At 73.7% G+C, this 26,951-nt stretch carries 28 protein-coding genes; 16 read left to right on the top strand and 12 right to left on the bottom strand.

All coding sequences use genetic code 11. The features are described from left to right. Window positions 1–942, bottom strand: coding sequence for an NAD(P)/FAD-dependent oxidoreductase (locus GA0070608_RS30685; protein ID WP_176734028.1), 942 nt, complete (start codon window positions 940–942; stop codon window positions 1–3). A gap of 150 nt (window positions 943–1,092) precedes the next feature. On the opposite strand from GA0070608_RS30685, the gene GA0070608_RS30690 reads away from it, so the two are divergent. Further along, window positions 1,093–1,308 (top strand): DUF3072 domain-containing protein, encoded by a 216-nt coding sequence (locus GA0070608_RS30690; RefSeq protein WP_091636598.1) that lies wholly within the window; start codon window positions 1,093–1,095, stop codon window positions 1,306–1,308. On the opposite strand, the gene GA0070608_RS30695 is transcribed toward GA0070608_RS30690, so the two are convergent. Together GA0070608_RS30695 and GA0070608_RS30700 are read right to left on the bottom strand one after the other, a co-directional pair. Then, window positions 1,302–1,817 (bottom strand): metallophosphoesterase family protein, encoded by a 516-nt coding sequence (locus tag GA0070608_RS30695; protein WP_091633393.1) that lies wholly within the window; start codon window positions 1,815–1,817, stop codon window positions 1,302–1,304. The two genes, GA0070608_RS30690 and GA0070608_RS30695, sit on opposite strands and share 7 nt — an antisense overlap. 145 nt (window positions 1,818–1,962) lie before the next feature. After that, entirely contained in the window at window positions 1,963–2,190 is a 228-nt protein-coding gene (locus tag GA0070608_RS30700) for a hypothetical protein (RefSeq protein WP_091633397.1), read from the bottom strand. A 216-nt stretch (window positions 2,191–2,406) separates the two neighbouring features. Between GA0070608_RS30700 and GA0070608_RS30705 the strand changes: the two genes are divergently transcribed. The 4 genes from GA0070608_RS30705 (at window position 2,407) to GA0070608_RS30720 (ending at window position 5,629) form a co-directional block, all read left to right on the top strand. After that, window positions 2,407–3,210 (top strand): helix-turn-helix domain-containing protein, encoded by an 804-nt coding sequence (locus GA0070608_RS30705; RefSeq protein WP_091633401.1) that lies wholly within the window; start codon window positions 2,407–2,409, stop codon window positions 3,208–3,210. 114 nt (window positions 3,211–3,324) lie between these two features. Beyond that, the gene (locus GA0070608_RS30710; protein WP_091633406.1) at window positions 3,325–3,909 is read left to right on the top strand and encodes a general stress protein; all 585 of its coding nucleotides are present in this window, start codon (window positions 3,325–3,327) and stop codon (window positions 3,907–3,909) included. A 252-nt stretch (window positions 3,910–4,161) separates the two neighbouring features. Next, entirely contained in the window at window positions 4,162–4,632 is a 471-nt protein-coding gene (locus GA0070608_RS30715; protein WP_091633409.1) for a MarR family winged helix-turn-helix transcriptional regulator, read from the top strand. Window positions 4,633–4,642: 10 nt separating this feature from the next. Further along, on the top strand, window positions 4,643–5,629 hold the full coding sequence (locus GA0070608_RS30720; protein ID WP_091633413.1) for a pirin family protein: 987 nt from the start codon (window positions 4,643–4,645) through the stop codon (window positions 5,627–5,629). Between the two features lie 69 nt (window positions 5,630–5,698). Here GA0070608_RS30720 and GA0070608_RS34105 read toward each other — a convergent pair whose 3' ends face one another. Beyond that, window positions 5,699–5,827, bottom strand: coding sequence for a hypothetical protein (locus tag GA0070608_RS34105; RefSeq protein WP_266316137.1), 129 nt, complete (start codon window positions 5,825–5,827; stop codon window positions 5,699–5,701). Window positions 5,828–5,965: 138 nt separating this feature from the next. Here GA0070608_RS34105 and GA0070608_RS30725 point away from each other — a divergent pair, with 138 nt between their 5' ends. Next, on the top strand, window positions 5,966–7,555 hold the full coding sequence (locus GA0070608_RS30725) for a phospholipase D family protein (protein WP_091633417.1): 1,590 nt from the start codon (window positions 5,966–5,968) through the stop codon (window positions 7,553–7,555). Window positions 7,556–7,606: 51 nt separating this feature from the next. Here the strand turns inward: GA0070608_RS30725 and GA0070608_RS30730 are convergent, their stop codons facing one another. Then, window positions 7,607–8,359 carry a hypothetical protein gene (locus tag GA0070608_RS30730; RefSeq protein WP_245716031.1) on the bottom strand — a complete coding sequence of 251 codons (753 nt, stop codon included), beginning with the start codon at window positions 8,357–8,359 and terminating at the stop codon, window positions 7,607–7,609. A 354-nt stretch (window positions 8,360–8,713) separates the two neighbouring features. Here GA0070608_RS30730 and GA0070608_RS30735 point away from each other — a divergent pair, with 354 nt between their 5' ends. Then, window positions 8,714–9,541 (top strand): SigB/SigF/SigG family RNA polymerase sigma factor, encoded by an 828-nt coding sequence (locus tag GA0070608_RS30735; RefSeq protein WP_091633424.1) that lies wholly within the window; start codon window positions 8,714–8,716, stop codon window positions 9,539–9,541. 122 nt (window positions 9,542–9,663) lie between these two features. Here GA0070608_RS30735 and GA0070608_RS30740 read toward each other — a convergent pair whose 3' ends face one another. From GA0070608_RS30740 to GA0070608_RS30750, 3 genes are read right to left on the bottom strand one after another with little or no spacing between them, the layout of a single operon-like run. Continuing rightward, a complete protein-coding gene (locus GA0070608_RS30740) occupies window positions 9,664–10,254 on the bottom strand; it encodes a GNAT family N-acetyltransferase (protein ID WP_091633428.1) in 591 nt (196 codons plus the stop codon). Next, window positions 10,251–11,777, bottom strand: coding sequence for an APC family permease (locus GA0070608_RS30745; RefSeq protein WP_091633431.1), 1,527 nt, complete (start codon window positions 11,775–11,777; stop codon window positions 10,251–10,253). The genes GA0070608_RS30740 and GA0070608_RS30745 overlap by 4 nt, the downstream gene beginning before the upstream one ends. Window positions 11,778–11,816: 39 nt before the next feature. Further along, complete coding sequence (locus GA0070608_RS30750) at window positions 11,817–12,458, bottom strand: GOLPH3/VPS74 family protein (RefSeq protein ID WP_091633434.1); 642 nt, start codon at window positions 12,456–12,458, stop codon at window positions 11,817–11,819. A 126-nt stretch (window positions 12,459–12,584) separates the two neighbouring features. On the opposite strand from GA0070608_RS30750, the gene GA0070608_RS30755 reads away from it, so the two are divergent. The 3 genes from GA0070608_RS30755 to hrpB are packed head-to-tail and all read left to right on the top strand — an operon-like array spanning window position 12,585 to window position 16,223. After that, window positions 12,585–13,427 carry a helix-turn-helix domain-containing protein gene (locus tag GA0070608_RS30755; protein WP_091633437.1) on the top strand — a complete coding sequence of 281 codons (843 nt, stop codon included), beginning with the start codon at window positions 12,585–12,587 and terminating at the stop codon, window positions 13,425–13,427. Between the two features lie 37 nt (window positions 13,428–13,464). Continuing rightward, a complete protein-coding gene (locus GA0070608_RS30760; RefSeq protein WP_091633441.1) occupies window positions 13,465–13,665 on the top strand; it encodes a DUF397 domain-containing protein in 201 nt (66 codons plus the stop codon). Window positions 13,666–13,694: 29 nt separating this feature from the next. Continuing rightward, window positions 13,695–16,223: an ATP-dependent helicase HrpB gene (hrpB, locus tag GA0070608_RS30765; RefSeq protein ID WP_091636602.1), complete on the top strand. Its 2,529-nt coding sequence runs from the start codon at window positions 13,695–13,697 to the stop codon at window positions 16,221–16,223. A gap of 86 nt (window positions 16,224–16,309) precedes the next feature. Here the strand turns inward: hrpB and GA0070608_RS30770 are convergent, their stop codons facing one another. Beyond that, window positions 16,310–17,035: a PP2C family protein-serine/threonine phosphatase gene (locus GA0070608_RS30770; RefSeq protein ID WP_091633445.1), complete on the bottom strand. Its 726-nt coding sequence runs from the start codon at window positions 17,033–17,035 to the stop codon at window positions 16,310–16,312. A gap of 230 nt (window positions 17,036–17,265) precedes the next feature. On the opposite strand from GA0070608_RS30770, the gene GA0070608_RS30775 reads away from it, so the two are divergent. From GA0070608_RS30775 to GA0070608_RS30790, 4 genes are all read left to right on the top strand, one after another. Beyond that, window positions 17,266–19,878 (top strand): glycoside hydrolase family 9 protein, encoded by a 2,613-nt coding sequence (locus tag GA0070608_RS30775; protein ID WP_091633450.1) that lies wholly within the window; start codon window positions 17,266–17,268, stop codon window positions 19,876–19,878. A 198-nt stretch (window positions 19,879–20,076) separates the two neighbouring features. Continuing rightward, entirely contained in the window at window positions 20,077–20,994 is a 918-nt protein-coding gene (locus tag GA0070608_RS30780; RefSeq protein ID WP_091633453.1) for a hypothetical protein, read from the top strand. Window positions 20,995–21,068: 74 nt separating this feature from the next. Further along, window positions 21,069–21,326, top strand: a complete 258-nt coding sequence (locus GA0070608_RS30785) for a hypothetical protein (RefSeq protein WP_141719604.1) — start codon at window positions 21,069–21,071, stop codon at window positions 21,324–21,326. 472 nt (window positions 21,327–21,798) lie between these two features. Next, window positions 21,799–22,332 carry a GNAT family N-acetyltransferase gene (locus GA0070608_RS30790; RefSeq protein ID WP_091633460.1) on the top strand — a complete coding sequence of 178 codons (534 nt, stop codon included), beginning with the start codon at window positions 21,799–21,801 and terminating at the stop codon, window positions 22,330–22,332. Between the two features lie 16 nt (window positions 22,333–22,348). Here the strand turns inward: GA0070608_RS30790 and GA0070608_RS30795 are convergent, their stop codons facing one another. The 3 genes from GA0070608_RS30795 to GA0070608_RS30805 are packed head-to-tail and all read right to left on the bottom strand — an operon-like array spanning window position 22,349 to window position 25,060. Beyond that, window positions 22,349–23,314, bottom strand: a complete 966-nt coding sequence (locus GA0070608_RS30795; RefSeq protein ID WP_091633467.1) for a TIGR03885 family FMN-dependent LLM class oxidoreductase — start codon at window positions 23,312–23,314, stop codon at window positions 22,349–22,351. 57 nt (window positions 23,315–23,371) lie between these two features. After that, window positions 23,372–24,784 carry an NADP-dependent succinic semialdehyde dehydrogenase gene (locus GA0070608_RS30800; protein ID WP_091633470.1) on the bottom strand — a complete coding sequence of 471 codons (1,413 nt, stop codon included), beginning with the start codon at window positions 24,782–24,784 and terminating at the stop codon, window positions 23,372–23,374. A 12-nt stretch (window positions 24,785–24,796) separates the two neighbouring features. Continuing rightward, window positions 24,797–25,060, bottom strand: coding sequence for a DUF6343 family protein (locus GA0070608_RS30805; RefSeq protein WP_091633473.1), 264 nt, complete (start codon window positions 25,058–25,060; stop codon window positions 24,797–24,799). 176 nt (window positions 25,061–25,236) lie between these two features. On the opposite strand from GA0070608_RS30805, the gene GA0070608_RS30810 reads away from it, so the two are divergent. Together GA0070608_RS30810 and GA0070608_RS30815 are read left to right on the top strand one after the other, a co-directional pair. Continuing rightward, the gene (locus GA0070608_RS30810; RefSeq protein ID WP_091633476.1) at window positions 25,237–25,848 is read left to right on the top strand and encodes an antibiotic biosynthesis monooxygenase; all 612 of its coding nucleotides are present in this window, start codon (window positions 25,237–25,239) and stop codon (window positions 25,846–25,848) included. A 173-nt stretch (window positions 25,849–26,021) separates the two neighbouring features. Beyond that, window positions 26,022–26,873 (top strand): GDSL-type esterase/lipase family protein, encoded by an 852-nt coding sequence (locus GA0070608_RS30815; RefSeq protein ID WP_091633478.1) that lies wholly within the window; start codon window positions 26,022–26,024, stop codon window positions 26,871–26,873. The last annotated feature ends 78 nt before the right edge of the window (window positions 26,874–26,951 follow it).

Raw genomic sequence — 26,951 nt, forward strand, 5'->3', positions numbered from 1 at the left:
CTAACCTGCGGACAGGCGGGTGACGAGGGCGCGGCCCAGGTCACGACCGGAGCGCCAGGCGCTCTGCACCCGGGGCTCACCGAAGGCGTCGCCGGCCAGCCCGACACCGTCGGCGTCCAGGTGGTACGTCCCACCCGGGCCGGCGGTCGGTTTCGCGTACGTCCAGCGGTGCACGTGTACGTGCTCCGCCGGTTCGGGCAGTCCGAGCAGGTCCCGGACGGCCTCCTCGATCGCCGGCCCGGCCCCGGTGGGCTGGGCGAGGTGACCGGCGGCGAACTCGGGCGTGGTGTGGGCGACCAGCACCGGTGCGTCGTCGCCGCGCCGGTCGCCGTCGTCGCAGACGACGTTCAGCAGCGGGTGGTCGTTGACGAAGGCGCCCCGGAAGGTGGCCCACCGGCGGGCCGGGAATCGCAGCACCCCGGCCAGCGACGGCGACCAGCGCTGGGTCTGCGTGACCCGGGTGGCGGCGTCCAGGGCCGGATCGAGCAGCAGGGCAGCCTGTGGCCCCGGCATGGCGAGCACCACCGCCTCGCAGGGCCGCCCGTCCACCACCGGCCCCGGCTCGACGCCGAGCACGAGCCGGTCCACGGTCACCGGCAGGTCCCGGGCCAGGTGCTCCACCAGCGACCGCAGGCCCCGGGTCGCCGCCCAGCGCATCGGGCCGGGCACCCCGCGCCGGCCGTCGGCGCCGTACGCGACGAAGGTGTCGGTCCACTCGCGGGCCAGGCCGGCCGACCGCCACCCCTCGGCCACCTCGGCGAAGTCCGGATCACTGACGGTGAAGTACGCGGCGCCGGTGTCGGCGGGCCGACCGTCGAAGCGCCGGCTGGCCATCCGACCGCCGGACACCCGGGCGCGCTCCCGGATCTCCACCGGGATGCCGGCGCGGGCCAGTTCCGTCGCGCACGCCACCCCGGCGATGCCCGCGCCGACCACCACCACACCCGCCCGATCCTGCGCAGTCATCCGGTGATCGTATGCGCGCCGCCCCGAACGGCCGGGACGCATGCCGGGAGCACGACGCGCCGGAGAGCCGCATGAACCGGTGCCATGCGGGGTATTGGCACGCCTGTTCGAAGAGAGGTGGAGACCATGACGGACCGCAACAGCAGCCAGGCCGACCCGCAGGGCGCCATCAAGGACCCGGACGAGTGGGTCACCGGCGAGGAGCCGCCGACCGCCGCCCAGGAGTCCTATCTGGCGACCCTGGCCCGGGAGGCCGGCGAACAGCCGCCGGAGGGCCTGACCAAGGCCGAGGCCTCGAAGCGGATCGACCAACTTCAGGAGGAGACCGGCCGCGGTCAGTGACCGGGCGTACGGCGGGGTGGCAGGCGGTGCAGTTCGACCTCGTCGAGCCGCCCCGCCGTCACCCGCGCCGTCAGGTACGTGGCGTACGGCTGAGCCCGGCGGTCGGTGGGCGAGCCCGGATTGAGCAGCCGCGGACCGTCCGGGGAGACGGTGTCCCAGGGGATGTGTGAATGGCCGAAGACCAGCACGTCGGTGTCGGGGAAGCGGGCCGCGCAGCGGCTCTCCCGCCCGGCCTTCGGGCCGGTCTCGTGCACGACGGCGACCCGCAGCCCGTCGAGTTCCACCCGGGCGACCTCCGGCAGCCGGGTACGCAGCGCCGGCCCGTCGTTGTTGCCGTACACCCCGACGAGATGGCGGGCCCGGGCGGTCATGGCGTCCAGCAGCGCCTCGTCGACCCAGTCCCCCGCGTGCAGCACCACGTCGGCGGCGTCGACCGCTGCCCAGAGCGGCTCCGGCAGGTCCCTGGCCCGTTTCGGCACGTGGGTGTCGGCGGTGATCACCAGGCGCATTTCGCCATTCTCCCTCGCACCGTCCCCACGGCACCGCCTGTTCCTGGCCTCCGCGCCTCGCCCGTCCCCGGCGGGCGGGCGAGGCGCGACCGGCCGCCCCGGCGGGCGCCCTCTCCGGGGCGGGAGGCCGGTGGACACACCCGGGTCATCTCCCGCGAGCGGTGACTCGTCCGCCGCGCCATCTGACGGCGTACGGCAGCACGAACAGGTACAGGCCGGTGGACAGGAGCAAGGCGAGCGGGAGCAGCGGCAGGTAGGACACCCAGACGACAGGCTCCTCTTGCGCCAGGGCGACGAAGGTGGCGACGACGGTCACCGTGAAGGCGATGGACAGCCAGCGGTGGATCTGCCGAATCCACTTGTTCCAGTTCAAAGGGACCTCCTCAGAAGACGAGCAACCTGGGCCTCCGGCGACCTGGCGGGTGGGATGCCCATGACGGCCACGCTAGTTACGGCTCGGCGACGGGAGCTTCTCGATTCCTGACCGGTCTGGTCACCTGATCCGCCACGCACGGCGGCATCCGCCGTCGTGCGTGGCGCAGCGCCGGTGGGCGCTGGTTGGCCGGTGAATCAGGCCTAGGATCGGCGCATGGGCGCGGCGGTGCGGGAACGGCGGGCGCCGTTCGGGGTGCTGCTGCGGCAGTGGCGGCGGCAGCGCGGGCTCAGCCAGCTCGCCCTCGCGGTCGGGGCGGAGGTCTCCACCCGACACCTCAGCTTCGTGGAGACCGGGCGCTCGGTCCCGAGCCGGGAGATGGTCCTGCGGTTGGCCGAGCATCTCGACGTGCCGCTGCGGGACCGCAACCGGCTGTTGCTGGCCGCCGGGTACGCCCCGGTCTACTCCCACGCCCCGCTGGACTCCCCCGAACTGCGTCGGGTCCTCGACGCGGTACGCCGGGTCCTGCGGGCGCACGAGCCGTACCCGGCGGTGGCGGTGGACCGGCACTGGAACCTGGTCGCCGGCAACGCCGCCCTGCCGCTGTTCACCCGGGGCGTGGCCGCGCACCTGCTCCGGCCGCCGGCCAACGCGCTGCGGCTGACCCTGCACCCCGAGGGCATGGCGCCCCGGATCGCCAACCTCGCCGAGTGGCGGGCCCATCTGCTCGGCCGGCTGCGCCGGCACCTGGGGCTGGCCGCCGACGCCGGGCTGGCCGCGCTCCACGACGAGTTGCGTGGCTATCCGGGCGGGCCGACCGAGCCGGATGCCGCCCTTCCCCGCGCCGGGGACGTGGTGGTGCCCCTGCGGCTGCGTCACGCGGGTGGCGAGCTGACCTTCCTCAGCACCGTGTCGACCTTCGGCACTCCTCTCGACGTGACGGTCGAGGAGCTCTCCATCGAGTCGTTCTTCCCGGCCGACGAGGTCACCGACGCCTACCTGCGCGACGCCGGCCGCTGAGCGCGGCGTTCCCGGCCACCGAACGCGCCAGGCCGCCCGGCGGGCATCCGCTCCGGTGGTGACGTTACCCCGGGACGGCGGCGGGAACGCGGACGGTTGACGAAGGAGGAACTCATGACCACATCGTCGAGTCCCACCTCGGCATGGCGGCCCGGAATGCCGGGCGGCGACACTCTCCCGTCCGGCCCCGCCGGGCGGCCCACGACCCCCGGCCACGACGGGCACGGCCCGGAGGCCGGCCCGGCCACCGTGACGATCGGGTCGTACCCGGACTATCCGTCCGCCCAACGGGTCGTCGACCATCTGGCGGACAACCGGTTCCCGGTCGAGCACAGTGCCATCGTCGGCACGAACCTCACCCTGGTGGAGACCGTGCTCGGCCGGATGACGACCGGACGGTCGGCCCTGTTGGGCGCCGGCACGGGCGCCTGGTTCGGGCTATTCATCGGGCTGCTGTTCGGCATCTTCACCGTCGGCAACTGGATCACGGTGATCCTGGTCGGGCTGGTCATCGGCGCGATCTGGGGAGCGGTCTTCGGCGCGGTCGCGCACGCGATGACCGGCGGGCGACGCGACTTCACCTCGGCCAGTTCGCTGCGCGCCGGCCAGTACGCCGTCACCGTCGACGCGCAGTTCGCCGAGCAGGCCCGTCAGCTACTCGGCCGGATGCACATGACGGCACCTCCGTCCGCCCGGTGAGGAGTCGCCGTCAGCGAGGCCCGGGCGGGATCCCGCCCGGGCCTCGTCGTCCGGCAGCCGGCGGAAGTGCGCCACGGTGTGCGTCCGCCACGACGGGTCAGCGGTCGATCAGGCCGAGTTCCGCGAGTCTCCACCGGTGTCGCTCCAGCTCTACCGGGCACATCCTTCAAAGCTGAATAATTACTCTCCCATACCCGGTGACGGCGCTCACGGCAGACTAGTTAAATTTTGAAACAGTGCTACTGTCATGGCGTGACCGAGAGCCTGGACAGTGCCCGACTCGCCGCCTGGCGCGCCTACATCGAGGCCAGCCAGCGGCTCTACACCCGGCTGGAGGACGACCTGCGCACCGACAGTGCGCTCACCTTCGCCGACTACCACGTGCTCGTCCTGCTCTCCGAGGCGCCGGGCCAGCGGCTACGGATGGGCGAGCTGGCAAGCCGCCTGATCTTCTCGCCGAGCCGGCTGACGTACCAGATCTCCACCATGCAGCGGCGCGGCCTGGTGGCCCGGGAGTCCTGTCCGGACGACCGGCGCGGCAGCGAGGCGGTACTCACCGCCGCCGGGCTGCTGGCCCTGCGCGAGGCTGCACCGCGCCACCTGCTTTCGGTGCGTACACACCTGATGGACGACCTCGACGATGCCGAGGTCGCCTGCCTCACCCGGATCTTCGAGCGACTCGGCCGGCGCCTGCGCGCGGCGACCGGCCGCCCCCACAACTGAGGAGTTCCCGATGCCCGCCATCACCGTCGACAACGTGCTCGTCCTGCCCCGCCTGCCCAGGCTCGACGAGTCCACCGCGTTCCGCCCGGTCCAGCGACTGACCACCGCACCCAGCGGCTACGAGGGCGAGGGCTTCCCGGTGCGCCGGGCGTTCGCCGGCGTACCGGTGACCGAACTGGACCCGTTCATCCACCTGGACCAGATGGGCGAGGTGGACTACGCCCCGGGCGAGCCGAAGGGCACCGCCTGGCATCCGCACCGCGGCTTCGAGACGGTGACGTACATGATCGACGGGATCATGGACCACCAGGACTCGCAGGGCGGCGGCGGCACGATCACCAACGGCGACACCCAGTGGATGACGGCCGCGAGCGGCCTGCTGCACATCGAGGCGCCACCGGAGCACCTCGTCATGAGTGGTGGGCTGTTCCACGGCACCCAACTCTGGGTCAACCTGCCCCGGGCGGCCAAGATGAACCCACCCCGCTACCAGGACATCCGCGGCAAGGAGGCCGCGCTGCTGACCACGCGGGACGGCGGCGCGCTGATCCGGGTGATCGCCGGCGAGGTCGCCGGACATCGCGGGCCGGGCTCCACCCACACGCCGATCACCATCACCCACGTGACCGTGCAGCCGGGTGCCCGGGTCGACCTGCCATGGCGGCCGGACTTCAACGCCCTGGTCTACGTGCTGGGCGGGCGGGGCACGGTGGGCACCGACGGGCGGCCGGTGCACACGGGCCAGCTCGCCGTGCACGGTCGGGGCGACGCGCTGACCTTCGCCGCGGACGGCAACCAGGACAGCCACACCCCGGGACTGGACCTCTACATCATGGGCGGCGAGCCGATCCGGGAGCCGGTGGCGCACTACGGCCCGTTCGTCATGAACACCCGCGACGAGCTGCTCCAGGCGTTCGAGGACTTCAAGGCCGGCCGGCTGGGCGTCGTCCCCGCCGAGCGGTTGCCGCACACCGACGGCCAGGGCTCCAGGCCCTGACCACATGCGCGGGTGGTTGGGCGCCTCCGGCACTGCCGGTGGCGCCCACCGGCGCGTCGAGGTGCGGCGTCAGGAGACGGCGAAGATGCCCGCCACGCCCAGGATCACCATGAGCAACACCGTCACCAGCGCACCCCGCTCACTTTCCACCGCCGGCTCGCGGTACTCGGTCACGGAGTTCGTCGTCTCGCCGGGCATGGTGTTGCCTCCTCGGTGTCGCGTGATCGGGCGGGATGTCGGGGGTCGGTCGACCGGTCACCGCAGTGTCGGTCGGGATGCGGACCCGCGACGGGGGTCCTACCGTGAGGACGTTGTCGACCTCGGAGGGCTGGAGCGGTGGCACCGAGCAACTGGTTCCTCAGCGCACGGGAACGCGCCAACCCGGTCTCAGAGTTACCCGTCTGGGCCGGCGGAAACCTTGCCGAGCCGTTAATTCACGGCACCGCGTACTTCGACCGGCTGGTCGACGAGGTGGCGGCCCTCCAGTCCGGCGACCACCTCTTCTTCACCGACTGGCGGGGCGACCCGGACCAGCTACTACGCCCGGACGGGCCGACCGTGGCCCAACTCTTCGCGCGGGCCGCCCAGCGGGGCGTGCTGGTCAAGGGGCTCATCTGGCGCTCCCACCTCGACATCCTGGCCTACAGCGAGGCGGAGAACCGCAGCCTGAGCGAGACGGTCTCCGCCGCCGGCGGCGAGGTGCTGCTCGACCAGCGAGTCCGCCGGGGCGGCTCCCACCACCAGAAGCTGGTGGTGCTGCGACACCTCCGGGCTCCGGAGCGGGACATCGCCTTCGCCGGCGGGATCGACCTCTGCCACAGCCGGCGTGACGACGCCGCGCACGGGGGCGACCCGCAGGCCGTGCAGATGTCCGTCCGCTACGGCGAGCACCCGCCCTGGCACGACGTGCAGCTCGCCGTGCGGGGGCCGGTGGTGGGCGCGCTGGACACCACCTTCCGGGAGCGGTGGACCGACCCGATGCCGCTGGACTCGGAGAATCCCCTCGCCTATCTGCGGGACCGGCTGCGCGGCGCGGACCTGCGACCCGACCCGCTGCCGGCGCAGCCGGCCGACCCGCCGCCCTGCGGCCCGCACCACGTCCAGGTGCTGCGCACCTACCCGGCGGTACGGCCCCGCTACTCCTTCGCCCCTGACGGCGAACGCACCGTGGCCCGTGGCTACACCAAAGCGGTCCGGCGGGCCCGGCGGCTGATCTACCTGGAGGACCAGTACCTCTGGTCCACCGAGGTGGCCGACCTGTTCGCCCGGGCGCTGCGGGACAATCCCGACCTGCACCTGGTCGCCGTGGTCCCCCGGTATCCGGACGTGGACGGCCGGCTGGCGCTGCCGCCGAACATGGTCGGCCGCGAGCAGGCGCTGTCGCTCTGCGAGCGGGCCGCCCCGGAGCGGGTGCACGTCCTCGACGTGGAGAACCACGCCGGCAACCCGGTGTACGTGCACGCCAAGGTGTGCGTGGTCGACGACGTGTGGGCCAGCGTGGGCAGCGACAACTTCAACCGCCGGTCCTGGACGCACGACAGCGAACTGTCCTGCGCGGTGCTGGACGACACCCGGGACGGGCGGGCGCCGACCGACCCGGCCGGTCTCGGCGACGGGGCCCGGGTCTTCGCCCGGGACCTGCGGCTACGGCTGTGGCGCGAGCACCTGGACCGCGATCCGGCCGGCGGCGAGGACGCCGACCTGATCGACCCGGCCGACGCCGTGGCGGCGATCACCGCCACCGCCGACGGGCTGCAACGGTGGTACGACGGCGGGCGGGTCGGCCCCCGGCCACCGGGCCGGCTGCTGCCGCACCGGGCGAAACGGCTGCCCTGGTACACCCGGGCCTGGGCGCTGCCGGCGTACCGACTGGTCTACGACCCCGACGGTCGGCCGTTGCGGGCCCGACGATCCGGCACGTGGTGAGCGCTCGGGCCCGCAGTTGGTGAGTTTTCCGGCCTGGGGCGTGGTCAGCGTTCAGGCGGGCACGGAGAGGGCGTCGACCCTGCGGCGGTCGGCCTCGGCGGCGTCGGGCGCCCCGGGGTGGACGGTCAGCCCGCCGGGATAGGCGAACGCGGTGCGCGGGGAGTAGAAGCCGAACCCGATCGTCAGCGGGTTCTCCGGGCGGAGTGCGTAGATCGGATGCCCCGGCTCCAGGAACTCCACCGACTCGACCACGAAAGGGTTTACCGGTTCGGCGACGAACGGGTACATGGAGCTGAGCAGTTCCCCGTCGCGGGCGGTGAAGTAGCGGTGGTGGCCGCTGCTGATCGTCTGGCTCGTCTCGCCCACCTGGCACCGGGCCCGGATCACCGGCACGCCGTCGATGTCCGTCTCGGCGACGATCTCCCCGGCGCGGCGCTCGATGCGGGTGCGGCCGACGACGGCGGGCGCGCCCCGCGCCGCGGCGTAGGCGCGGACCCGTTCGCTACAGGTCACGTAGTGCGTCCACCAGCCACCGGGGCCGACCCCGCCGGGCGTGTCCACCCCGGCCAGCGCCACCCCGAGGTAGGTCATCGAGAACGCGCCGAAGCCGGAGGTCTGGGTCTCGTCGTCGACGACGTACTGGTTCATGAAGACCAGCCGGTCGGCCGACGGGCGCAGCCCGGCCGGGACCAGCGCCGCGACCGCGTCCGGGTCCGCCGGCAGCCAGCCGAAGTAGAGCGTGCGGCTGTCGACGACGAGGTGGGGAGCGGCGGGGTCGAGCACGGCACCTCCGGGGCGGGGCATGTACCCGCACGCTACGGCCTGTCCCGTTGACGGGACAACGACGGAAAGCCGACATTCGACGCCCTGTCATCCGGGGACCCTGACCGCCCGGCTGACCGACCCGCTCCGCCTGGATAAGGACTCGTCGATGTCTGGCCGGCTCGGCCGACCGTACGTCCGAGGTGAGTCGACCCAGAACCCGAGTGGCGATTGCCCGATTCACGGCTTTCCTTGTCGAAAATCACTTAAGTACATCATACTTTCGGCTAGATTTCGCGTGGCTGATCGGGTTAAGGTGGCCTCTGAACGGCCATCTGAAGTTAAACCTAAGCGTCACGTCTTTCATCCGCGGACGAGGTGCAGGGAGGACCACCCATGACCGCGCCAACGATCAGTGAACCGGCGACCACAACAACGCCGAGCACCACCCGGAAGCTCGACCCGCGGGCACTCACCGACAGCGCCGCCGATCTGCTCAACGCGATGGCCGCACTGCCGGCCAACCACCCGTCCCGCGCCGCCCTGCGCGACAGGGCGATCGAGGCCTGGCTGCCGCTCGCCAGCCACCTCGCCCACCGCTACAGCGGCCGGGGCGAGCCCACCGACGACCTGGCCCAGACCGCTGCCATCGGCCTGATCAAGGCGATCGACAAGTTCGACCCGTCGCGCGGCGTCGACTTCGCCGGCTACGCGATCCCCACCATCATCGGCGAGCTCAAGCGGCACTTCCGCGACCGCACCTGGGACATCCGCGTCCCGCGCCGGCTCCAGGAACTGCGCCTCGCCATCTCCGACGCCAACAGCTCGCTGCTTCAGACACTGGGCCGTTCGCCCACGGTCGCCGACATCGCCGCCCACCTCAAGCTCACCGAGGAAGAGGTGCTGGAGGGCCTGGAGGGAGCCCGCGCCTACAACGCGGTGTCCCTCTCCACCCCGACCGGCGACGGCGAACGCGCGACCGAGCTGGGCGACATGCTCGGCGGCGAGGACGGCGAGTTCGAGCTGGCCGAGCTGCGCGTCGCCCTCGGCCCCGCGCTGGCCACCCTCGACGAGCGGGAACAGAAGATCCTCACGCTGCGGTTCTACGGCAACCTGACGCAGTCGCAGATCGCCGAGCAGATCGGCGTCTCGCAGATGCACGTCTCCCGGCTGCTGACCCGCGCGCTGACCAAGCTGCGGGGACAGCTCGACGGCACGTACTAGGGGTGGTGGAGGTGCTGGCCGGGTCGGCGGGCCCGGCCAGCACCATGTCCGGTGCGGCCGCGCCACCACCGGAGAACCGACGCCCGAGCCACTCCTCGCGGGGTGACCCGGGCGTCGTCGTCTCAGCGCGCGGGCTCCCGCCACATCGGCCAGAACGGCGTGCCGTCGGGCAGGTGGAACGGCTCGGCGACCCGGTAGCCGTGCCGCGCGTACAGGTCGCGGCCGATCTCGCTGGCCGCCTCCAGGTAACCGGGAATCCCCTCGGTGTCCAGGACGGCGTGGTGATGCCGCAGCAGCGCGCCACCCAGCCCCTGCCCCTGCCGGTCCGGCGCGACGGCGAGGAACGCCAGGTGGTGGTGGTCGGGGTGTGGATGGTGGGCCGCGAAGAGGTTGTCCAGGTGCACGAACCGGTCGGTCCACTCCCCGCACGCCGCGGCCAGCCGGGCGTCGTAGTCCTCCGGCGGTGGGGCCGGGTCGCCCACCGACGGGAACCAGACCGCCACCCCCGCCCGGTCCGCGGTCGCATGGACCAGGCCGTGTCGCATCGCGTGGTCCACCAGGATCGCGAAGTTGCCGGCCAGCACGGACTGCCGCCGCCCGGCGTCGGGCACCAGCCAGCGGGGGGCGTCGAGGACCAGGAACGCCTCGGCGATCCGGCCGGCCACCAGCGACGTCTCCGCCGGCCCGAGCCGCTCGACCCGCACCTCGCTCATCGCCGCACCGCCGTCCCGCTCGGCTCGTGCCCGCCGACGTGTCCGGTCGCCGGCACCGTCGCCGCCAGGCTCCCCGCGCCCAGACCGATCCGGGCGTACGTGTCGGGCCGGCTGCCGCGCAGCACCAGCGCCCACAGCACGCCGAGCAGCGCGGCGACCGGGTAGACAGCGGGGACCGCCCAGCGCAGGGGCGAGTCCGACGCCACCCCGAGCAGGTCGGCGAAGTTGGCCACCGCCAGCGTGACGATCACGGCGAGGGCCACGGCGGCGAGACCGGGAGCGAGCGCGCGGCGCCACAGCGTCTCGGCCACCCCGCCCCGGGCGAAGAAGGCGATCACCGCGACCGAGGTGGTGGCGATCAGCAGCAGCACCCCGAAGCCGCCGGCCGTGCCGACCCAGTAGAACAGCCGCACCACCGGGTCCCAGCCGTTGAACGCGTAGAGCACGATCACCACCAGCCCGAGCGCGCTCTGCGCGAGGGAGGCCGCCCGGGGCGACCCGGTGCGCGGCGAGGTCCGCCCGAACACGGCCGGCAGCACCCGCTCCCGGCCGAGCGCGAAGGCGTACCGGGCGGTGGTGTTGTGGAAGGAGATCATCGCGGCGAGCACCGAGGTCAGGAAGAGCGCCTGGCCGATGGTGACGGCAGTGCCCCCGAGGTGCGCCTCGGCCAGGTTGAAGATCAGCCCGATGCTCTGCTCGCCCGCCTCGGCGGCGATCCGGTCCGGCCCGACGGCGACGGTCATGCTCCACGACGACAGCGCGTAGATCCCCGCGATGATCGCGATGGAGAGATAGGTGGCCAACCGCACCGTCCGCCGCGGGTCCCGGCTCTCCTCGCTGAACACCACGGCGGACTCGAAGCCGACGAAGCCCAGGATGGCCAGCACCAGCACCGCGCCGGCGCCGGGTACGACGAGGTTCTCCGGCGACAGCGCGGCGAAGCTGACCCGCCCGCCAGCCGGGTGGGTCAGCTGGCCGAGGTCGAAGACGACGATCACCACCAGCTCGGCGACCAGCAGCGCCGCCAGCACCAGACCGTTGAGGTCGATCCGGAGCAGGCCGAGCACGCCGACCGTCGCCCAGGCGACCAGCGCCACCACCCACCATGCCGGGGACACGCCGAACAGACGGCCCAACACCGGTTCCGCGGCGGCGCCGATGGTGCCGTAGAGCCCCACCTGGAGGGCGTTGTAGGCGATCAGCGCCACCCAGGCGGCGCCGACGCCGGCCGGGCGGCCCAGCCCCCGGGCGACGTAGGCGTAGAACGCGCCGGCGTTGGTCATCCGCCGGGCCATCGCCACGTACCCGATGGAGAAGAGGGCGAGCACCGCGGCCACCGTCAGGAAGGCCACCGGGATGCCGAGCACGCCGACGACCCCGTAGCCGGTGGTGACGACGCCGGCCACCACGGTCAGCGGGGCGGCGGCGGAGAGGACGAAGAAGATCACCGACGGGACGCCGAGCCGGCCGCGGGCCAGGGCCTCGGAGACGTTGCTCGGTCGGTCGAGCGTGGGTGTCGACATGCACGGGCTCCGGTTCGAGGGGAGGGGTGGGGGCGGCGGTCAGCCGGCACCGCGCAGCACGGCGGCGCCGACCGCCGCCTCGGTGTGCGCCACGAGCTCCCGCAGTGGCGGGGGCAGCGCCGGGATGAGCACGTTCAGCCGGTGGTGCGCCCGGGGACCGGCGCTCCACAGCACCTCGCGGCTCAGCCCGACGGCGACGACCAGACCCAGCAGCAGCCCGTCAGGCACGCTTGGCGGGGCCGGCCGGTCGAGCAGCGCGCGCAGCCGGGTGGCCGGCCAGGCCACCGCGTTGAGGTCGATCGGCGGATAGCTGACGGTGGTCCGGAGCAGCCGCCGGGTCTCCTGCCGGCGCAGCACTCCCGCCCTGACCAGCCGCTCCCGCACCGAGGCGGCGGCGGTCTGCGCCAGGAAGCTCAACCAGGTGCGCACCGAATGCTGCTGCGCCTCGCCGACCAACTGGTCGAGCACGGTGTGCGCCAGCGCGTCCCCCGGCGGTCGGCGGTCGACCACCGTGACGAGCCCGGAGGAGACGGCGACATGTCCGTGCAGGACCAGTTCACCGAGCAGCCCTCCGGCGAGGCCGAGGCCGGTCGCCGTCGGGTGCAGCTTCGCCTTGCCCCTACTGTCGTTGTGGGTGATCAGGAAGAACTCGTCGGCGATGAGCAACCGGTCCTCCCCCACGAGTTGTCCACAGTGATCGCAACCGGGCAAGAATGCATCGGCCGTGACTGCAACGCAACTCCCGTTTTCGGTAGTTGCACTCCGTACAGAGGCGACCTGCGGATCTTGTCGTGACAGACTCGGAGGGTGACCGCGAGCCCCACCGTCCGCCGCCGCCGCATCGCCCGGGAACTCCGCCAGTTGCGCGAGCGCGCCGGCATGACCCTGGACGTCGCCGCCCGGCAACTGGACATGTCCAAGAGCAACCTGTCCCGCATCGAGAACGCCCAGATCGGCATCAAGCCGCGCGACGTCCGGGCCGCGCTGGCGCTGTACGAGGTGACCGGGGCGGATGCCGAGGCGCTGATCGAGATAGCCCGCGGGGCGCAGCAGCGCGGCTGGTGGCAGAGCTACAGCGACGTCCTGCCCGAGTGGTTCGAGTTCTACGTCGGGCTGGAGGCGGAGGCGGCGACGCTGCGGACGTACGAGGTCGAGGCGGTGCCCGGGTTGCTCCAGACCGAGGCGTACGCACGGGAGGTGTTCCGGCGCACCGCGGGCGAGGACGGCATCGAGCGCAAGGTCGCCGCGCGGCTGCACCGGCAGAACGTGCTGCACAGCGACAATCCGGTCGAGTTGTCCGTCGTGCTCAACGAGGCGGTGCTCTGTCGCCCGGTCGGCGGCACCGCCGTGATGGCCGACCAGATGGCCCACCTCGCGAAGATCTCTCAACTACCGAACGTAACCCTCCAGGTACTTCCGTTCACGGCCGGCGGGCACCCGGCGATGAACGCCCCGTACGTCGTGTTGACGTTTTCCGATGTCGCCGACGCGGCCGTGGTTTACCTGGAAAACCTCACGATGGGGCTGGCTCTGGAGGAGGTCGGCCAGGTGCGCGGGTATAGCCTTGTGCACGAGGAGCTGTGCCGGATGGCACTCGGTCCGGAGGCGTCTCTGACGCGCCTGATGGAGGCTTCTCGTTACTTTGCGTGACCGTGATGCGGCACGCCGGCACACACGGGGGTACGCGATGACCGCGCTCGACCTGACCCTGGCCCAGTGGCGCACCAGCACCCGCAGCGTGGGCAACGGCAACTGTGTGGAGGTCGCCGCCGCCGGGGACCGGGTCGCGGTCCGGGACAGCAAGGACCGGCCCGGCCCGGTGCTGGCCTTCCCGTCGCCGGCCTGGCGGGCCTTCGTCACCGGCATCGACGGGGTACGCCCCGACTGAGCCACCACCGGGCGGTGCGAGACTGGGCCGTGCTCTCGGACGTACCCCTCGACCTGCCCGTACGGCCGGTGCTGCCGGAGTTGGTCGCGGCGCTGCGCGGGACCGGCGCCGGGGTGCTGGTCGCCCCGCCGGGAACCGGCAAGACCACCCTCGCCCCGCTGGCCGTGGCCGACGAGGTTTCCGGTCGGGTGCTGGTCGCCCAGCCGCGCCGGGTGGCCGCCCGCGCGGCAGCGCGCCGGATGGCCGCGCTGCTCGGCGAGCGGGTCGGCGAGCGGGTCGGGTACGCCGTGCGCGGCGAACGCCGCAGCGGGCCGCGAACCCGGGTCGAGGTGGTCACCACCGGGCTGCTCCTCCGACGGTTGCACCGCGATCCCGAGCTGGCCGGCACCGGTGCCGTGCTGCTCGACGAGTGCCACGAGCGCCAGCTCGACGCCGATCTGGCGCTCGCGTTCACCGTGGAGGCCCGGGCCGCGCTGCGCCCCGACCTCTGGCTGCTGGCGATGTCGGCCACGCCCGAGGCGGACCGGTTCGCCGCGCTGCTCGGCGGCGGGGGCGGCCCCGCGCCGATCGTCCGGGCGTCCTCGGCCCTGCACCCGGTGACCCGGATCTGGGCGCCGCCGCCCCGGCCGGTGGCCGCATCCGGCGCCGGCCCGGTCGACCGGGGCCTGCTGGACCACGTCGCGGCGACGGTACGCCGGGCGCTGCGCGAGCACGCCGGGGACGTGCTGGTCTTCCTGCCCGGGGCCGGCGAGATCGCCGCCGTCGCCAGCCGGCTGGCCGACCTGCGCGACACGGTCGCCGTCCTTCCGCTGCACGGCCGGCAGCGCGGCGCCGACCAGGACGCGGCCCTGCGCCCGGCCGACCGGCGGCGGGTGGTGCTGGCCACGGCGGTGGCCGAGAGCAGCCTGACCGTGCCGGGTGTCCGGGTGGTGGTGGACGCGGGGCTGTCCCGGGTCGCCCGGATGGATCTGGCCCGTGGACTGGGTGCGCTGGTCACCGTCGGCGTGTCCCGGGCGGCGGCCACCCAGCGGGCCGGCCGGGCGGGCCGGGAGGCGCCCGGGCAGGTCTACCGCTGCTGGTCGGCGGCCACCCACGAGCGGCTGGCCGCGCAACCGGAGCCGGAGATCGCCACCGCGGACCTGACCGGCTTCGCCCTGGAGTTGGCCGCCTGGGGGTCGCCGGACGGCGTGGGACTGGCCCTGCCGGATCCGCCCCCGGCGGCGGCGATGACGGTGGCCCGGGACACCCTCACCACCCTCGGCGCGCTCGACGCGGACGGCCGGATCACCGACCGGGGCCGGGCGATTGCCGCCGTCGGGGCGCATCCCCGGCTGGCCCGGGCGCTGCTCGACGGGGCCGGCCGGGTGGGACCGGACCGGGCGGCGGAGGTGGTGGCGGTGCTCGCCGAGGACACCGCCGCCGGGCCGGGCGACGACCTGACCGCCGCCTGGCGCCGGCTCCGTGCGGGCGCGGACCCGGGTGCCACCGCCCGCTGGCGCTCGGAGGTACGCCGGCTGCGCGCCGCCCTGCCCGAGGCACCCTCGGCGTCGGCGAGGCAGTCCGGCCGGGACCGGCTGACCGACGACCTGGCCGCCGGGTTGCTGGTCGGGCTGGCCCACCCGGAGCGGCTGGCCCGGGCTCGGCGGCCGGGCGGCTCGGCGTACCTGATGAGCGGCGGGACCGCGGCGGAGCTGGCGCCCGGGTCGGGGTTGGCCGGTGCCGACTGGCTGGCGGTCGCGGTGGCGGACCGTTCCCCCGGCGCGCCGACCGCCCGGGTTCGGCTGGCCACCCCGCTCGACGAGGCGACCGCCCGGGAGGCGGGCGGGCCGCTGCTGCGCACCGAGCGGGAGGTCGGCTGGTCCGGCGAGGACGTGGTGGCCCGGGAGGTGGTGCGGCTGGGCGCGATCGAGCTGGTCGAGCGACCGCTCACCCGGCCCGATCCGGCGGAGGTGGCGGCGGCCCTGCTGGCCGGCCTGCGTCGTACCGGCCTCGGGTTGCTGACCTGGACCCCGGCGGCGCGGGCGCTGCGCGAGCGGCTGGCGTTCTGCCGGCACGCGCTCGGCGGCGACTGGCCCGACGTGGGCGACGAGGCGCTGCTCTCCGCCGCGCCCGCCTGGCTGGGCCCGGAGCTGGCCCGCGCCCGCCGCCGCGCCGACCTGGCCCGGATCGACGTGACCGGGGCGCTGCGCCGGCTGCTGCCGTGGGCAGTGGCGGCCCGGTTGGACGAGGTGGCGCCGGAGCGGATCACCGTGCCGAGCGGGTCGCGGATCAGGCTCGACTACGCCGACCCGGCGGCGCCGGTGCTCGCGGTGAAGCTCCAGGAGACCTTCGGATGGCGGGACGCGCCACGGGTCGCCGCCGGCCGGGTGCCGGTGCTGCTGCACCTGCTCTCGCCGGCCGGGCGGCCGGTGGCGGTCACCGCCGACCTGGCGTCCTTCTGGCGAACCGGCTATCCGCAGGTACGGGGGGAGCTGCGCGGGCGCTACCCGCGCCATCCGTGGCCGGAGGACCCGACCACGGCCCCGCCCACCCGGCACGCCACCCCGCGCCGACGCTGAGCGGCCTCATGTCGTCACCTCCCTGCGGTCGGCGACGCCAGGAGGCTCCAGAGCGCTGAACCGGCTGGTTCGCTCGCGACGCTCGCTCACTCCTCCACGACGTCGGCGACGACCACCGTGACGTTGTCCGGCCCACCGGCGCGCAGCGCCAGGTCGATCAGCCGGCGGGCGCAGTCCGCGCGGTCCGGCTGCTCGGCGAGCACCTCGGCGAGGGTGTCCGGGCGGACGACGTTGGACAGCCCGTCGCTGCACAGCAGCCAGCGGTCCCCGGCCCACGGCACCATCGTCGAGTACGCCGGGGAGACCTCCTCGCCCTGCAACGCCTGGGTGACCACGGCGCGGCGGGGGTGGCTGCTGGCCTGGTCGGGGGTGATCACCCCCTGGTCGACGAGCATCTGCACGAACGTGTCGTCCCGGGTGATCTGCTTGAGCACGCCTTCCCGGAACAGGTAGGCACGGGAGTCGCCGACGTGGGCGAGGGCCAGGCAGCTGCCCGTACGGGCGAAGAGCAGGGCGGTCAGGGTGGTGCCCATGCCCTGCCGCTCCTGATCCTCGGCAACCGCCTGGTGGATCCGCTCGGTGGCCAACTGGATGCCGTTCTGCAGTGCGGCCACCAGCGCGTGCTCCGGGGTCTCCAGGTCCAGCGGAGCGACCGCGTCGATGGCGATCGCGCTGGCCAGGTCGCCGGCCGCCATCCCGCCCATGCCGTCGGCGACGGCGACGAGCCAGGTGCCGGCGTGCAGGGCGTCCTGGTTGCCGCTGCGGATCAGCCCACGGTCGCTCGTTCCCACGGAACGCAGCTTCAGGGTCATGGGTGGCAGCCTGCCAGGCGAAGGGCGCAGTTGTCTCTAGGAGATCAGCACCTCGGCGCGTCGCGCGGCGAATCTCACGTTGCCCGCGCCCCACGGCTGGCGCCCACACCATCCAGAAGGATCGATTGACAGGATGCCGGCGACACTGCCACCATCGACACCAACTGGGAGCGCTCCCAGTCCTGTCACCTCCAACTCCCGTCCCCCGTAGCCGTCCGGAAGGAACACCCGTGACGCCACCCCGACGCCGCCTCGCGCTGCTCGCGGCCGCGACCACCATCGCCCTGACCGGCGCCACCGCCGGTGCGGCCCACGCCGAACCGGCCCCCGACGCCCCCGAACAGATCGACAACGGCGACTTCAACGCCGGCGTGGCCCCCTGGTTCTCCTACGGCACCGGCACGCTCGGGGTCACCGACGGCCGACTCTGCACCACCGTGCCCGGCGGACTCGCCAACCCGTGGGACGCCGGCATCGGCCAGGACGGCGTGCCGCTGGTCGCCGGGGCCGAGTACACCCTCGGCTTCGACGTCTCCGCCACCCCCGGCACCGCCGTCAAGGCCGTCCTGCAACTGGGCAGTGCCCCCTACACCACGTACGCCAGCGTCGACGCCACCGCCGGCGGCACCGCCCAGCGGTTCGAGAAGACGTTCACGGTCACCGAGGGCAACCCGGCCGCCCAACTGATCTTCCAGGTCGGCGGCAGCGCGGCCGAGCAGACCGTCTGCCTGGACGACGTCTCGCTGCGTGGCGGCGACCCGCCCGAGCCGTACGTGCCCGACACCGGGCCGCGGGTGCGGGTCAACCAGGTCGGCTACCTGCCCGGCGGGCCGAAGAACGCCACCGTGGTGACCTCGGCGACCGACGCCCTGCCCTGGCAGCTCAGGTCGGCCGCCGGCGGCGTCCTGGCCAGCGGCGCCACCACCCCGCGCGGCGTCGACGCCGCCTCCGGGCAGAACGTGCAGACGGTCGACTTCTCGTCGTACCGGACGCCGGGGGCGGGACTGACCCTGGTCGTCGACGGGGAGACCAGCCACCCGTTCGACATCTCGGGCACCCTGTACGACCGGCTGCGCGCCGACTCCCTCCAGTTCTTCTACGCCCAGCGCAGTGGCATCGCCATCGACGGCGACCTGATCGGCACGGAGTACGCCCGCCCCGCCGGGCACCTCGACGTCGCGCCCAACCGGGGCGATACCGACGTGCCCTGCCAGCCCGGCGTCTGCGACTACTCCCTGGACGTGCGCGGCGGCTGGTACGACGCCGGCGACCACGGCAAGTACGTGGTCAACGGCGGCATCGCCACCTACCAGCTGCTGAACACCTTCGAGCGGACCAGGACCGCCGCCACCGCCGGGCACGGCGCCGCCCTCGGCGACAGCACGCTGCGGCTGCCCGAGCGTGGCAACGGCGTGCCGGACGTCCTCGACGAGGCCCGCTGGGAGCTGGAGTTCCTGCTGCGCATGCAGGTGCCGGCCGGCAAGCCGCTCGCCGGGATGGCCCACCACAAGATCCACGACCGAAACTGGACCGGGCTGCCGCTCGCCCCGCACGACGACCCCGAGCCGCGCGAGCTGCACCCGCCGTCCACCGCCGCCACCCTCAACCTGGCCGCCGTCGCCGCCCAGTGCGCGCGGCTGTTCGCCCCCTACGACGCGGCGTTCGCGAAGCGCTGCGGCACGGCGGCGAGGACCGCCTACGCCGCCGCCAAGGCCAACCCGACGCGGTACGCCAGCCCGACCGACAGCACCGGCGGCGGCGCGTACGACGACACCAACGTCACCGACGAGTTCTACTGGGCCGCCGCCGAGCTCTACCTGAGCACCGGCGACCAGCCGTACCTGGCGGACCTGACCGCCTCGCCGCACCACACCGGCAACGTGTTCGACCCGCGCGGCTTCGGCTGGCAGGGTGTCGCCGCACTGGGCCGGCTGGACCTGGCCACCGTGCCGAACGGGCTGCCGGCCGCCGACCTGGCCCGCGTCCGCGCCTCGGTCACCGCCGCCGCCGACGCCCACCTCGCCGAACTGAACCGGCAGGCGTACGGGCTGCCGATGCCCGGCGACCCGGACAGCTACTTCTGGGGCGGCAACGGCAACGTCATCAACAACGCGGTCGTGCTGGCCACCGCCTTCGACCTGACCCGGGACGCGAAGTACCGCGACGGCGCGGTGCAGGCGATGGACTACGTCCTCGGCCGCAACGCGCTGAACATCTCGTACGTGACCGGGTGGGGCGAGCACGCGGCGGAGAACCAGCACAGCCGGATCTTCGGCCACCAGCTCGACCCGGACCTGCCGAAGCCGCCCGCCGGCTCGCTCGCCGGCGGACCGAACGCGGCCCTCCAGGACCCGTTCGCCGCCAAACTGCTCGCCGGCTGCAAGCCGATGTTCTGCTACGTCGACGACATCAACTCGTACGCGACCAACGAGGTGGCGATCAACTGGAACTCGGCGCTCGCCTGGATCGCCTCGTTCCTGGCCGACCAGGGTGACTCGGCGGCGGTGCCGGTGCCGACCTGCACGGCCACGTACACCAACTACGGCGCCTGGCACGGCGGCACCGGTTTCACCGCCCAGGTGACCATCCGCAACACCGGCACCAGCGCCGTCGACGGCTGGACGACCCGCTTCGCCTTCACCGGCGACCAGAAGGTACGCGAGGCGTGGTTGGCGAAGACCACCCAGGCCGGCGCCACGGTCACCGCGAAGAACGAGTCGTACAACGCCCGGATCGCCCCGGGCGGCACCGTCACCTTCGGCTTCAACGCGCTGACCGGCGGCGGCGCCAACCCGGAACCGGGCCTGATCACCGTCAACGGCGCGGCCTGCACGCTCTCCTGACCGCCCCGGGGTCGGTCCGCTCCGGCGACCCGTCCCGGCGATGATCGCGCTGCTTCCGAGGTGGCCTCCCCCGAGGGTGAGGGGGAGGCCACCACTTCGCCCGGACGTTGTCGCACGCCGCCCAACGCCCACCCGCGAGGCCGAGAGCCGCCCAATTCTTGGTGGACGGCGTACAGGGCGTACGAAATGGTGGCTGGCATGGACGACGCGGAGCGGCGGGTGTGGGGGCGGCTGCCGGACGGCGCCCGGGCGGCCCTGGCCGGTCTACCCCCGGCGGACCTGCGCACGTTGCTGCTGGCGGTGGCGCGGGACCGGGCGGCGGTGGTGCGCCCGGCGGACCTGGTCCGCCGCTGGCGGACGGACCGCTTCACCCGCCCGTCGGCGGCCGACCCGCGCGCGCTGGCCGCCGTCGAGGCCCGCCTGTGGAAGCTGCTGCCCGCCGAGTTCGCCGGACTCGACCTCTCCCCCGTCGCGCCGCTGGGCACCTGCTCGGCGGTCACTCCGGCCAGCCAGAACCGGATCGTCACCACCATGCGCGCCACCGAGGTGCTCAGTGACCCCACCAACGCCCTCGCGATCGAGGCCGCGCTACGCCGCCGCGAACAGCCGACCGACGGCAGCGTGCACCTGGCCGCCTGTCACCGGGTGCTGCGGGCGCAGGACTTCGGGCCGGGCTGGTCGGCGCACTTCCGGCTCTTCACGCTGGTCTCCAGCGCCCGCGACGTCGGCTCGGGGCGCACCGAGGCACGGCTGCTCACCCTGCACCTGACGTACTGGCGGAAGGTGCTCGCCACCCTGCTGCCGCAGTCGGCGGCGCAGGTGCGGCTGACCGTGCTCGACAGCCCTGTCGTCGGGGAGCGGATCGAGGACACCGTCCGGCCGACACTCGGCCCGGCGGGCGTACCGCTGGTGGACGAGCCGGAGCGCCGACGCGGCCGGGGCTACTACGTCGGTGCCGCACTGCGGATCACCGCCGGGCACGGCGCGGACGAGGTCGAACTCGGCGACGGCGGCTTCACGGCCTGGACCGCCCAGTTGACCAGCGACGGCAAGGAACGCTGCCTGACCTCCTGCCTGGCCACCGAGCGGCTCACCACGCTCACCACGCCTGCTTAGGGCCGGAGGCCGGAGGCCCTGAGCCGCGACGGGACCGGCCTGGTGATTGGCGCACCACGCCTACCATCACGACCATGGATGCGATGGGGTGGGTCCTCACCGGGACTGCGGTGGTGATCGTCGCCGCCGCCCTGGTCGTGCTGCCGCTGCTGCGGCGGCGGGCGTCGCCCGCCGGACGGGACGCGGCGATGACGGCGGCGCGCAAGGCCATCCGGCAGTCCCGCCGGCACGGGCGGCGCCGTGGGCGGGGCAACATCCGTGGCGAGGGGTACGGCGGGGATCCCAGCACGATGGGCACCGCCAGCACCAGCGACTCCGGTGGGATGCCCTGACCTTTCGGCGGGCAGGGCGCCGAGCCAGGACGGGGTCAGGCCAAGCCGGGACGGGGCCAGGCCAAGCCGGGACGGGGCCAGGCCAAGCCGGGCAAGAGCAGACCGAGAGCCGGCCGGGCGGGCGGCGAACCAGGCGGGCGGGGCGGAGCGGCCGGATCCGGCATCGGTCGGCGAGTGGTCCGAACCGTTGCCATGTACCCCAGTCGGTGCGCTGTCGAGCTGCCCCCACAGATGGGGCAGGAGCCAGCCGCACCGCCCAGGGACGTTGGTCCCGTCGGCGGGGCAGCTCGACAGCGTTCGCGGTGCGGACGACCGCCGCCCGACGACAGGCGGGTCCCACAGGCACGGCGATGGCAGGGCAGTGCCAGGGGGCCAGGGGACCAGGGGCCGGGCTCGGCTGGGCCGAGGGCTGGTGCGGCTGCCGAGGGAATCGCGATGCATCGAAATGCCTGGTTGTAGCAGCATGTCTGCCATGGACGACCAGAGGATTCCGAACCTGCGTCCCGGCGGCCCGGCCGACGCGCCCGCCGTGCTGCGGCTGCTCGACGACGCCACTGCCTGGCTGATGGCGCGGGGCCGCACCGGCCAGTGGGGCACCGAACCGGCCTCGACCGACCCACGGCGGATCGCGCAGGCCGAAGCCTGGGCGACCGGCGGCGGGCTGTGGCTCGCGACGCTCGCCGACCTGCCGGTGGGCGCGCTGGTGGTGGGGGTGGCTACCGAATACGTGCCACCCGCCACCGAACCTGAGCTGTACGTGAACCTGCTGGTCACCGACCGGGCGCACGCCGGCGCGGGGATCGGCGGCAGGCTGCTGGCGTACGCCGCGCAACTGGCCCGGGAGCGCGGGCTCGGCCTGCTCCGGGTGGACTGCTACGCGGGCGGCGACGGCGCGCTGGTCCGGTGGTACGAGCGGCAGGGCTTCACCGCGACCGACCCGTTCACGGTCGAACGCCCGGGTCGCGACCCGTGGCCCGGGCAGGTTCTCGTCCGCCGCCTGCCCTGACCCGGGCCACCGCCGTTCAGCCCGCGCTGCGCAGCTTCGGCAGCACCTCGGCACCGAACGCGTCGATGAAGTCCCGCTGTTCCTGCCCGACGTGGTGCAGGGCGATCTGGTCGAAGCCGAGATCCAGGTACTCCTCCAGCCAGCCGACGTGCCGGCCGAGGTCGGCGGAGATGTTCACGGTCGAGGCGACCCGCTCCATCGGCACGTCCTGCGAGACGACGTCGAAGTGCTCCGGGGTCTCCAGGTCCCAGCAGACCGGCGGGGCGAAGACGTTGCTGCGCCACTGGTCGTACGCGAGCCGCTCGGCCTCGGCCTGCTCCGGCGCCCAGCTCACGTGCACCTGGAGGTGCAGCGGCCCGCGCCCACCGGCGTCCCGGTACGCGTCGATCATCTGCCGCAGGTGCGCGGGCTGGGCGTTCACGGTGATCAGCCCGTCCGCCCACTCGGCGCACCAGCGGGCGGTGGCCACGCTGACCGCCGCCCCGATCAGCGCGGGCGGCTGCTCCGGCCGGGTCCACAGCTTCGCCCGGTCCACCCGGACCAGGCCGTCGTGGCTGACCTCCTCGCCGGCCAGCAGCGCGCGGATCACGTCCACGCACTCGCGCAGCCGGGCGGTGCGGAGGTCCTTGCGCGGCCAGCCGTCGCCGGTGATGTGCTCGTTGCTCGCCTCGCCCGTGCCGAGGGCCGCCCAGAACCGGCCCGGGTACATCGCCCCCAGGGTGCCGATCGCCTGCGCGATGATCGCCGGGTGGTAGCGCTGCCCGGGGGCGTTGACCACCCCGAACGGCAGGTTGGTGGCCTGTAGCGCGGCGCCCAGCCAGGACCAGGCGAAGCCGGACTGGCCCTGCCGCTCGCTCCAGGGCGCGAAATGGTCCGAGGACATGGCGGCGTCGAAACCTGCCCGCTCGGCGTGGATCACCGCCTCCAGCAGGGCGCGGGGATGGATCTGCTCGTGGGACGCGTGGAAGCCGAACACCGTCATGGCGTCACTCCGTACCCATGACGGCGTCTGGCTACGCCGACGAATCCCGGAGGCGGGCTACTCGGCGTGCGCCCCGGCGCCGGCCGAGGCGGCGCCCTCGCCCACCCAGACGGTCTTGGTGTTGCAGAACTCCCGCATGCCGAGCGCGGACAACTCGCGTCCGTAGCCGGAGTTCTTCACCCCGCCGAAGGGCAGCTCCGGGTAGGACGTGGTCATCCCGTTGACGAAGACGCTCCCGGCGTCGAGGTCGGCGGCGAAACGCTCCTGCTCCTCCCGATCGCGGGTCCACGCGTTTGAGCCCAGGCCGAAGGAGGTGCCGTTCGCCACCTCGACCGCCTCGTCGTACGACGACACCCGGAAGAGGCCCGCGACGGGCCCGAAGACCTCCTCGGACCACATCCGCATCTCCGGCCTCAGGTCGGTGACCACCGTCGGCGGGTAGAACCAGCCGGGGCCGGCGGGCGGCTCGCCGCCGCAGAGCACGGTGGCGCCCTGGTCGACGGCGTCGCGCACCTGGGCGTGGATCTCGTCGCGCCCACCCTCGCTGGCCAGCGGGCCGACGTCGGTGTCGGGGTCCATCGGATCGCCGACCCGCAGGGCCGACATGTTCGTGGCGAACTTCTCGGCGAAGGCGTCGAAGACGTCGGCGTGCACGATGAACCGCTTGGCGGCGATGCAGGACTGGCCGTTGTTCTGACAGCGGGCGGTGGTGGCGACCTCGGCGGCCCGGTCCAGGTCTGCCGACGGCATCACCACGAACGGGTCGCTGCCGCCCAACTCCAGCACGGTCTTCTTCAGCTCCCGGCCGGCGATCTGGGCGATGGACCGGCCGGCGCCCTCGCTGCCCGTCAGCGTCGCCGCGCGCACGCGGGGGTCGCTGAGCACCCGGTCGACCTCGCCCGAGCCGATCAGCAGGGTGCTGAACGCCCCTTCCGGGAAGCCGGCGCGGCGGAACAGGTCCTCCAGCAGCAGCGCGGTCTGCGGCACGTTGGAGGCGTGCTTGAGCAGGCCGGTGTTGCCGGCCATCAGAGCCGGCGCGGCGAACCGCATCACCTGCCACAGCGGGAAGTTCCACGGCATCACCGCGAGCACCGGCCCGATCGGCTGATAGCGGACGAAGGCCCGGGTGGCCTTGACCGCCCCCGCGTCGGCGGGCTCGTCGGCGAGGAAGCCGGCCGCCTTCGCCGCGTAGAAGCGGCAGGCGGCGGCACACTTGGTGACCTCGGCCCTGGCCGACGCGTACGTCTTGCCCATCTCGGTGGTCATCAGCCGGGCGATCTCGTCGCGCTCGGCCTCCAGCAGGTCGGCCGCCGCGTTCAGCCAGCGCCCGCGCTGGTCGATCGTGGTGCCGCGCAACTGCCGGTACGCCAGGTCGGCCCGCTCGATCGCGGCGTCGATCTGCTCCGCCGTCATCGGGTCGTAGCTCTTGAGCGTCTGTCCGGTGGCGGGGTTGGTGGTCGCGATGGGCATCTCGTACTCCTGTCACTCGAAGAGTGAGTGGCGGGCGCCCGGCTCCTCCCGGCGGCGGGCGGCGCGACGGCGCTGGATGATGATCAGGTCGACCACGGCGACCACCGCGAAGACCACGCAGAGGACGCCCAGCCAGACCAGGTCGGCGGTGAAGGCCAGCACCGCGAAGACGACCATGGTGACCAGGCCGAACCCGGCGAGCAGGAGCCGCAGGTTGAGCGCGCTGTACGCGTGGCCGACCGTGCCACGGGCACGCCGGGGCTGCGATCTCGTCATTGCACCGACCTACCCCCGTTCGGCCCGGTTAACCCGCCCCGGTCCGCCCGTCCCCGGCCCGCGACGGCCATCCCCGGCCCGGTGGGGAGGGCGGCGGCGGGCACCGCCGGTGGGTTGCGTTACACCGTGGCCCGCCGAGCCGGTCGAACCGGCTCCGGCCGGGAAGGATGGCCGGTATGACGATGACCCACGCGCTGCCGGTGACCGTCGCCGTCGCCCGGCGCACCGACCCCGCTCGGACCAGCGAGATGGTGGCCTGGATGCGGGCCGGCACCGCGCTGGCCGAGGCGTTCCCGGGGTTCCTCGGGTCCGGCTGGGTACGCAGCGCCCCCGGCTCCGGCGAGTGGCACGTCATCTACCGTTTCGCCGACCACGAGACGCTGCGCCGCTGGGAGGAGTCCCCGCAGCGGCACTGGTGGCTCTCCTCGGCGCAGGGCATCGTCGAGCACACCCGGGTCGAGCGGCGCACCGGCGTCGAGGGCTGGTTCGACCCGCCGCGGGAGCACGTCGTGCAGACCGTGCCGGTCAGCGCCGAGCCGACGGTGCCGCCGCCGGCCCCACCGCGCTGGAAGCAGGCGGTGACCATCTGGCTGGCGTTCTTCCCGCTCAGCCTGACCGCGACGCTGCTCACCAGCCGGTATCTCCCGGACCTGCCGCTGGCCGCCCGGGTGCTGATGATGACCCTCACGTTGACCCCGCTGATGACCTATCTGGTGCTGCCCCGGATCACCCGGGCCCTGCACTGGTGGCTGCACGGCCAGCGCGCGCCCTGGCGCCTGGCGCGCTGACCGGCGTCCCGTCGCGCGCACCGGCGGGCCGAATACGATGGCCGCCTCGACCTAGCACGGCGGCCCGCGCCGGAACAGCCCTCTGCCGCATAGCCGACAGCGGCGGATCACCTCGCCGCAGTCGCGCTTAGAGTTACCGCGCTGTCGCTCTAAGCTGCGGGACTGGGGATGGTATGCCTCGACGCTGGGTCACCGTGGCCGCCTGCCTGTTGGCGCTGGTCGCGCTCGCCTGCGAGGGCGGCGGGGAGCCCGGCTCCCGCCCGCCACGGGAGACGCCGTCGCCCGGCTCGCCCGGCGGCGTCGCGGCCCTCGGCGACTCGATCAGCACCGGCTTCGGCTCCTGCCTGGTACTCGTCTCGTGCGAACGCAACTCCTGGGCCACCGGGGACGGGCTGCGCGTCGACAGCCTCTACCGGCGGCTACTGGACCGGAACCCGGCGATCCGGGGCCGGGCGCACAACCACGCCAGCCCCGGGGCCCGCGCGGCGTCGCTGGAGGGGCAGGCCCAGCGGGCGGTACGCGACCGCGTCGACCACGTCACCGTGCTGATCGGCGCCAACGACGTGTGCCGGGGCGGCATCGAGGCGATGACTCCGGTGAAGCAGTTCCGCACCGAGGTGGACCGCGGCCTGCGGGTGCTGCGACAGGGCCGGCCGAAGGCGCGAGTGCTGGTGGTGAGCGTCCCGAACCTGCACCGGCTCTGGGAGGTCGGGCACACCGACGCGCGGGCGGTCCGGGCCTGGAAGCGGGGCGTCTGCCCGGCACTGCTGGCCAACCCCGCCTCGACGGATCCGCTCGACCGGGCCCGCCGGGCGGCCGTCCGGGAGCGGATCGCCGACTACAACGTCCAGCTCGCCGCCGCCTGCAAGGCGTACGGCTCGCGCTGCCGGCACGACGGCGGGGCCGTGCACCGGGTGCGGTTCGACCTGAACCTGGTCAACCCGCTGGACTGGTTCCATCCCAACGCCGCCGGGCAGGACCGGCTGGCCGACGTGGCGTGGCGCGCCTGGGGCCTCGGTTCCTGACCCACCCGGTCGGGTCGGGACGCCCACGGCGGCGCGCAGGGGGCGATCCGCCTGCCGCACCGGCCCTCGCCCGGTCGA

It is taken from the genome of Micromonospora peucetia, assembly GCF_900091625.1.
In the GTDB taxonomy this organism is placed as follows: Bacteria; Actinomycetota; Actinomycetes; order Mycobacteriales; family Micromonosporaceae; genus Micromonospora; species Micromonospora peucetia.